Source organism: Brevundimonas sp., assembly GCF_036400995.1.
GTDB lineage: Bacteria > Pseudomonadota > Alphaproteobacteria > Caulobacterales > Caulobacteraceae > Brevundimonas.
On record NZ_DASWWG010000069.1, the window covers coordinates 1 to 6109 of the forward strand.

Annotated in this window: 8 protein-coding genes and 2 tRNA genes; 4 read left to right on the forward strand and 6 right to left on the reverse strand. The window is 68.2% G+C overall.

Annotation, left to right across the window (positions count from 1 at the left end):
* The 3 genes from VGE03_RS10260 to VGE03_RS10270 all read right to left on the reverse strand — a co-directional run.
* On the reverse strand, positions 1 to 141 hold a 141-nt coding region (locus VGE03_RS10260; protein ID WP_324819791.1), incomplete at its 3' end, for a GTP-binding protein.
* Between the two features lie 51 nt (positions 142 to 192).
* Positions 193 to 266: transfer RNA gene (locus VGE03_RS10265), tRNA-Gly, on the reverse strand.
* Positions 267 to 357: 91 nt separating this feature from the next.
* Positions 358 to 441, reverse strand: a tRNA-Tyr gene (locus VGE03_RS10270).
* 149 nt (positions 442 to 590) lie between these two features.
* On the opposite strand from VGE03_RS10270, the gene rlmB reads away from it, so the two are divergent.
* From rlmB to VGE03_RS10290, 4 genes are all read left to right on the forward strand, one after another.
* Positions 591 to 1508 carry a 23S rRNA (guanosine(2251)-2'-O)-methyltransferase RlmB gene (gene rlmB, locus VGE03_RS10275; protein WP_331046387.1) on the forward strand — a complete coding sequence of 306 codons (918 nt, stop codon included), beginning with the start codon at positions 591 to 593 and terminating at the stop codon, positions 1506 to 1508.
* Positions 1509 to 1730: 222 nt separating this feature from the next.
* A complete protein-coding gene (locus tag VGE03_RS10280) occupies positions 1731 to 2573 on the forward strand; it encodes a TerC family protein (protein ID WP_331046388.1) in 843 nt (280 codons plus the stop codon).
* A 19-nt stretch (positions 2574 to 2592) separates the two neighbouring features.
* A complete protein-coding gene (locus VGE03_RS10285; RefSeq protein WP_331046389.1) occupies positions 2593 to 2913 on the forward strand; it encodes a hypothetical protein in 321 nt (106 codons plus the stop codon).
* A complete protein-coding gene (locus VGE03_RS10290; protein ID WP_331046390.1) occupies positions 2913 to 4037 on the forward strand; it encodes a glutathionylspermidine synthase family protein in 1125 nt (374 codons plus the stop codon). Before VGE03_RS10285 ends, VGE03_RS10290 begins: the two co-directional genes overlap by 1 nt.
* Here VGE03_RS10290 and VGE03_RS10295 read toward each other — a convergent pair.
* The 3 genes from VGE03_RS10295 to VGE03_RS10305 all read right to left on the reverse strand — a co-directional run.
* Positions 4034 to 4456: a type II toxin-antitoxin system VapC family toxin gene (locus VGE03_RS10295; protein ID WP_331046391.1), complete on the reverse strand. Its 423-nt coding sequence runs from the start codon at positions 4454 to 4456 to the stop codon at positions 4034 to 4036. The genes VGE03_RS10290 and VGE03_RS10295 overlap by 4 nt on opposite strands.
* On the reverse strand, positions 4456 to 4689 hold the full coding sequence (locus tag VGE03_RS10300; protein WP_331046392.1) for a type II toxin-antitoxin system prevent-host-death family antitoxin: 234 nt from the start codon (positions 4687 to 4689) through the stop codon (positions 4456 to 4458). Before VGE03_RS10300 ends, VGE03_RS10295 begins: the two co-directional genes overlap by 1 nt.
* Positions 4690 to 4743: 54 nt before the next feature.
* Positions 4744 to 6109 (reverse strand): methionine--tRNA ligase (locus VGE03_RS10305; RefSeq protein WP_331046393.1); only part of this gene is annotated, 1366 nt, incomplete at its 5' end.

Here is a 6109-nt window from a genome sequence, read left to right on the forward strand (position 1 = left end):
GTAGTTCATCGCCTTCGCGCCACCGGCCTTCGCCAGCGTCATCGTGATCGCAGCCGTCAGCGTCGTCTTGCCGTGGTCAACGTGACCGATCGTGCCGATGTTGCAGTGCGGCTTGGTGCGTTCGAACTTTTCCTTGGCCATGGCCAAAACTCCTGTGGCCCGGAAGGGGGCGGTGGATCAGCAATAGAATTCTGGAGCGGGTAGACGGAATCGAACCGACATATTCAGCTTGGAAGGCTGCTGTACTACCATTGTACTATACCCGCGCGGAGACTGCGTCGGGCCCATCTTCCAGGGAAGAGAAGGACCTCCGCAGCCGACCCGACATGGGGTCCGGTCCTTCGTTTCGAAAGCGCGTGGTGGGGGAAGCAGGACTCGAACCTGCGAAGCTTACGCAGGGGATTTACAGTCCCCCCCCTTTGCCGCTCGGGACATTCCCCCAGCGCGCTTTTCAAAACCGACGGACCATCGCTTGAGGGGACCTTTCGGTTCCCGCCGCGATAAAGGCTCTCGTGATCCCGCATCGCCTGAGATAGGAGGTGCGCCAGACCCGAAAGCCCTCAGGGCTCCAAATCGGAGGGCGTCTTATAGTGTCGAGAATTTCAGAACGCAATGACCGGAAATCGGGCAAGAAAACGGCCCCTTCCGGCAGGCCCGGCGGGCGTTTGAGCGGTTCCGCGCCTCAGGGCGGCAAAGGAAATAATCGCGGCGACTGGAGCCCCGAACGCGGTTCGGCGCCCCGAGGTGATTCAACGAACCGCGCTCCGCGTCCGAACAAGGGCGACGCGGACAACTGGCTGTGGGGGCGTCACCCGGTTCTGGCCGCCCTCGCCAACCCCGCCCGCAAGGGGATGGGGCGGCTGCTGGTCACCGCCGACCGCGCCGAGGAGATCGAGCGGGACCGCCTCGCCCCCAACGGCCACCGCGCCGAGATCGTCGACGGCCCGGCCCTGGCCCGCATGCTGCCCGCCGGCGCCGTCCACCAGGGCATGGCCTTCAAGGTCGCGCCGCTGGAAGGCGTCGCGCTGGAGGACATCGCGGAGAACGCCTCGGGCGTCATCGTCATGCTGGACCAGCTGACCGACCCGCAGAACGTCGGCGCCATCTTCCGCTCGGCCCTCGCCTTCGGGGCGAAGGGAATCATCGTGCAGGACCGCCACTCCCCGGCCCTCGCCGGCGCCCTGGCCAAGGCCTCCGCCGGCGCCACCGAACGCCTGCCCTGCGCCCGCGTGACGAATCTGTCCCGAGCGCTGGAGAAGCTGTCCGACATGGGCTGGCGCGCCATCGGCATGGACGGCTCGGCCGAGCTGACGCTGGAACAGGCGCTGGACGCCCAGCCGACCGTCATCGTCATGGGCTCCGAAGGCGACGGCGTCCGACGTCTGGTCGCCGAGCACTGCGAGGCCATGGCCAAGATTCCCATGCCCGGCGGCTTCGAAAGCCTGAACGTCTCCAACGCCGCGGCGATCGCCCTCTATGAGGCGGCCCGCGCGCAAGGCCGCGGCTGACCATTCTCCTCCCCGTTCGCCTCGCGAATGGGGAGGTGTCGCGCTTCGGATACGAAGCGTGACGGAGGGGGCGGCTCAGGCTTGTGGAGGCCGTCCGCCAATCCCTTGCCGCTTCCGGCGCCCCCTCCGTCTCGTCGGCTCATCGCCGCCGATCCACCTCCCCATCGTTTCACGACGGGGAGGAGACTTGGCGACAGACTGTCGCACGGCTAGAGGACCGGCATGGAATTCCTCAGCTCTCCCGAACTCGGCTCTCAGCTGACCGCCCTTGGTCAGGTGGTCATGATGGACCTCGTGCTGGCCGGCGATAACGCCGTCGCCGTCGGCCTCGCCGCCGCCGCCCTGCCGCAGGACCAGCGCAAGAAGGCGATCATGATCGGCCTGATCGCCGCCGTGGTCATGCGCATCGGCTTCGCCCTGATCACCAGCTGGCTGCTGGGCCTGATCGGCCTGCTGCTGGCCGGCGGCCTGCTGCTGCTCTGGGTGTGCTGGAAGATGTGGCGCGAACTGCGCGAGCAGGCGACCCACGACCAGGCCGAGGCCGAGAAGGAACTCGAACTGGCCATGAGCATCGAGCACGGCACCGGTCCGTCGCCCGAGGAGCTGGGCCTGAAGCGCAAGACCTTCGGCGCCGCCCTGGTCCAGATCATGATCGCCGACATCACCATGTCGCTGGACAATGTGCTGGCCGTCGCCGGCGCCGCCCACGAGCATCCGTGGATCATGGTCTTCGGCCTGGTCCTGTCCATCGGCCTGATGGGCGTGGCCGCGACCTACATCGCCAAGCTGCTGCACCGTTACCGCTGGATCGGCTACGTCGGCCTGGTCATCGTCCTGTACGTGGCCCTGCACATGATCTGGGACGGCTACCGCGCCACCGTGGTCCGCACCCTGAACCTGGCCCAGCACAACGCCGCCATCCCCGCCTTCCTGCAGATCAAGCCGGACGAGGTGGAGAAGTTCTGCAAAGCCGAGGCCGAGGGGCCCAAGCGCATCACCTGCATGACGCAGCCGGGCGCCACCCCCGCCGACCAGCCGCCTCCGATCACCGTTCCGGCCGCCTGATCCCCGAGCCCGTATCCGCATGTCCACGTCCCGCAAGACGGTCCTGAACACCGCTGTGCGCCAGCTGTCCTTCGCCACCTCGGTGGCGGCGGCCCTGTCGATCACCGCCTGCGGTCCCCGCCCGGCCACGGCGGAAGGCCGCGTCTGCGCCGACTCCACCGGCCGCCGCGTCTCGGACGAGAACTGCCGGCGCTCGGGCGGCGGCTATGCGGGCGGCGCGCGCTGGTATTACGGCGGCAAGGAAGCCACCAGCGCCCGCTTCGGCGACAAGGTCTCGGGCGGCAGCTACAGCCCCCGCGGCGGATTCGGCGCCTTCGCGCGCGGCTCCGCGGGCGGCTGATGTTCCGTCAGGCGCTCACGCCCCGTCCCGACTGGCGCGAGCGGGTCGAGGCCCTCGGCCTCGTCTGGCACACCGCCGCCGACCAGCCCTACTGGAACGAGGCCGCCTGCTACCGCTTCGACCGTCGCCAGATCCGCCAGATCGAGCAGGCGACCGAAGAGCTCTACCAGCTGTGCCTGACCGCCGGTCAGCACATCGTCGACCAGAACCTGTTCCACCGCTTCGGCATCCCGGACTTCGCCGTCCCCCTGATCCGCAAGGCGTGGGACGAGGAGCCGCCGGCCCTGAACCACGGCCGCTTCGACCTCGGCTATGACGGCGTCTCTCCGCCCAGGATGTTCGAGTTCAACTGCGACACCCCCACCTCCCTGCTAGAGGCGGCGGTTATCCAGTGGGACTGGCTGGAGGCGGTCTTCCCCGGCAAGGACCAGTTCAACGGCATCCATGACGCCCTGATCGCCCGCTGGCGCGAGATCGCCCCGGCCCTGCCGCAGCCCGTGCACTTCACCTGGGCCGAGGAAGGCGCCGCCGAGGACGCCGTGACCGTCGCCTATATGCGCGATCTGGCCCGCGAGGGCGGGGTCGAGAGCCTGCCCGTCCCGATCCACGAGATCGAATGGACCGGCCTGCGCTTCGCCGACGCCCGGGGCGACGCCATCCGGGCCCTGTACCACCTCTATCCGTGGGAATGGCTGGTCGGCGAGGAGTACGGCAGCCGCATCGTCCACTCCCCGACCGTCTGGATCGAGCCGATCTGGAAGATGATCTGGTCGAACAAGGCCCTGCTGCCGATCCTCTGGGACCTGTTCCCCAACCACCCCAACCTGCTGGAAGCGTCGTTCGAGCCCCTGCCCGGCGACCATGCCCGCAAGCCGATCCTGGCCCGCGAGGGCGCCAACATCTCCATCGTCAGGGACGGCAAGGTGGTCGAGGCCACCGGCGGCGGCTACGGCGACGAGGGCCATGTCTGGCAGCGCCTGTACGACCTGCCCGACTTCGACGGCCAGCGCCCCGTGATCGGCAGCTGGATCGTCGACGGCGCCGCCGTCGGCATGGGCATCCGCGAGGCCGGCCTGATCACCGGCAACACGGCCCGCTTCGTGCCGCATGTGATCGAGGGCTAGGGCCTCACCGTCGGATGACCGGCGAGCTCACAGGCTCGCAGCACCCGCTCATCCAGCGTGCACAGCGTGGCGTTGCGCCGCGTCGCAATGGCCACATGCAGGGCGTCCGGCCCGCGAAGGGCGGCTTCGTCCCATCCGGCAAGACGCTGGGCCTCTTCAAAATCCGCGATCTCGACAGGCCAGGTCGTCAGCGCAGTCTCGGCGATGGCGGCAAACTGGCTCGCCGCCGCCTCACGCCGGACGGGGTCGATCTGGTGGGTCGCCTGCTTGAACCGCAATGCGGCGGCGAACTCCAGATGGGTCCAGCCGCTGATGGCCAGCGCCCCGGCCTCCTGCTCCGCCAACCAGACCTGCACCCGCTCGGTCGCCGGTTCCCGCGTCAGGGCCGCGACGAGCACCGAGGTGTCCAGATAGATCATCAGTAGCGATAGTCGTCGCGCATACGACGAAGGGAATCCCCGTCGCCCATCGCCTGTCCTTCGGTCGCCGCGCGCAGGTCCTCGATGGCGATCCTGCTCTTCGCAGGCTTGATCGGCACCAGACGCGCGACCGGCTTGCCGCGCTTCATGATCTGCACCTCGCCGCCTTGCTGGGCGAGGTCCACCAGTTCGCTCAGCCGGGCCTTGGCTTCCGCGAGATTGATCGCGTTCATTGCAGCGTTCCTGACCATCTAGTTGGTCACTTTAGCACAATGAGGAGCTGAAGGTTACCCCTCCGCCCCGCCGAACCGCGCGCTCCATTCCGCCACCTGCTCGTCCTCGATCTTGGCGAACAGGACGCTGGCGGCGGCGACGGCCTGACCGGCGGGCACGGCGGCCAGAAGGTCCTCGTCGGCCGTCGGCCACGACAGGTCGGTCGCGCCGACGGTGGCGGCGATCTTTTCCGCCGAGGCGGGCAGGATCGGCGCGGCCAGACGGGCGAACAGGGCGACCAGGTTCAGGGCGACGCGCGTCGCCGTCCCGGCCCGCTCGGCGTCGGTCTTCAGCGCCGTCCACGGCGCCGCGACCTGCAGGTATTCATTGCCCAGCACCCAGACGGCGCGGATCGACTGGGCCGCCTTGCGGAACTCCATGTCTTCCAGATTGGCGGTCGCCTCGGCCACGCCGTCGCGGATCTGCTTGAGGAAGTCCTGATCCACGTCCGTCAGGGCGCCGCCCTCGGGCACGACGCCGCCGAACTTGCTCTCGGTGAATTTGACAATCCGGTTGACGAAATTGCCCAGCACGTCGGCCAGGTCCTTGTTCGTCGTCGACTGGAACTGCTCCCAGGTGAAGGCCGCGTCCGAATGCTCCGGACCGTAGGCCGTCAGGTGCCAGCGCCAGTAGTCGGCGGGCAGCAGCTCCAGCGCCTGGTCCATGAAGACGCCGCGCTTCTGGCTGGTCGAGAACTTCCCGCCGTACCAGTTCAGCCAGTTGAAGGCCTTCAGCTGGTCGACCATCTTCCACGGCTCGCCCGAGCCGATGATCGTCGCCGGGAAGCTGACGGTGTGGAAGGCGACGTTGTCCTTGCCCATGAACTGGACGTAGCGGACGTCGTCCGCGCCCTCGTCCAGACGCCACCAGTCGCGCCAGGTCCGGCCGTTGGCCTGGGCCCACTCCTCGGTCGCGCCGATGTATTCGATGGGGGCGTCGAACCAGACGTAGAAGACCTTGCCCTCCATGCCCGGACGCGGGCCGCCGTCAGGACCGACGACCGGCACGCCCCATTTCAGGTCGCGGGTGATGCCGCGGTCGATCAGGCCCTCGTCCAGATGCTTATAGGCGATGGAGCGGGCCAGCGGCTGCCATTGCGGTGAGCGGGCGTCGACCCAGGCGCGGACGTCGTCGGCCACCTTGGTCTGCAGCAGATAGAGGTGGCGGGTGTCGCGGACCTCCAGATTGCGGCTGCCCGAGACGGCCGAATAGGGATTTATCAGATCGGTCGGGTCCAGCAGACGGCCGCAGTTGTCGCACTGGTCGCCGCGCGCTTTCTCGTAGGCGCAGTGCGGGCAGGTCCCCTCGACATAGCGGTCGGGCAGGAAGCGGGCGTCGTCGATCGAATAGATCATCCGGTCGACGCGTTCCTCGATCAGG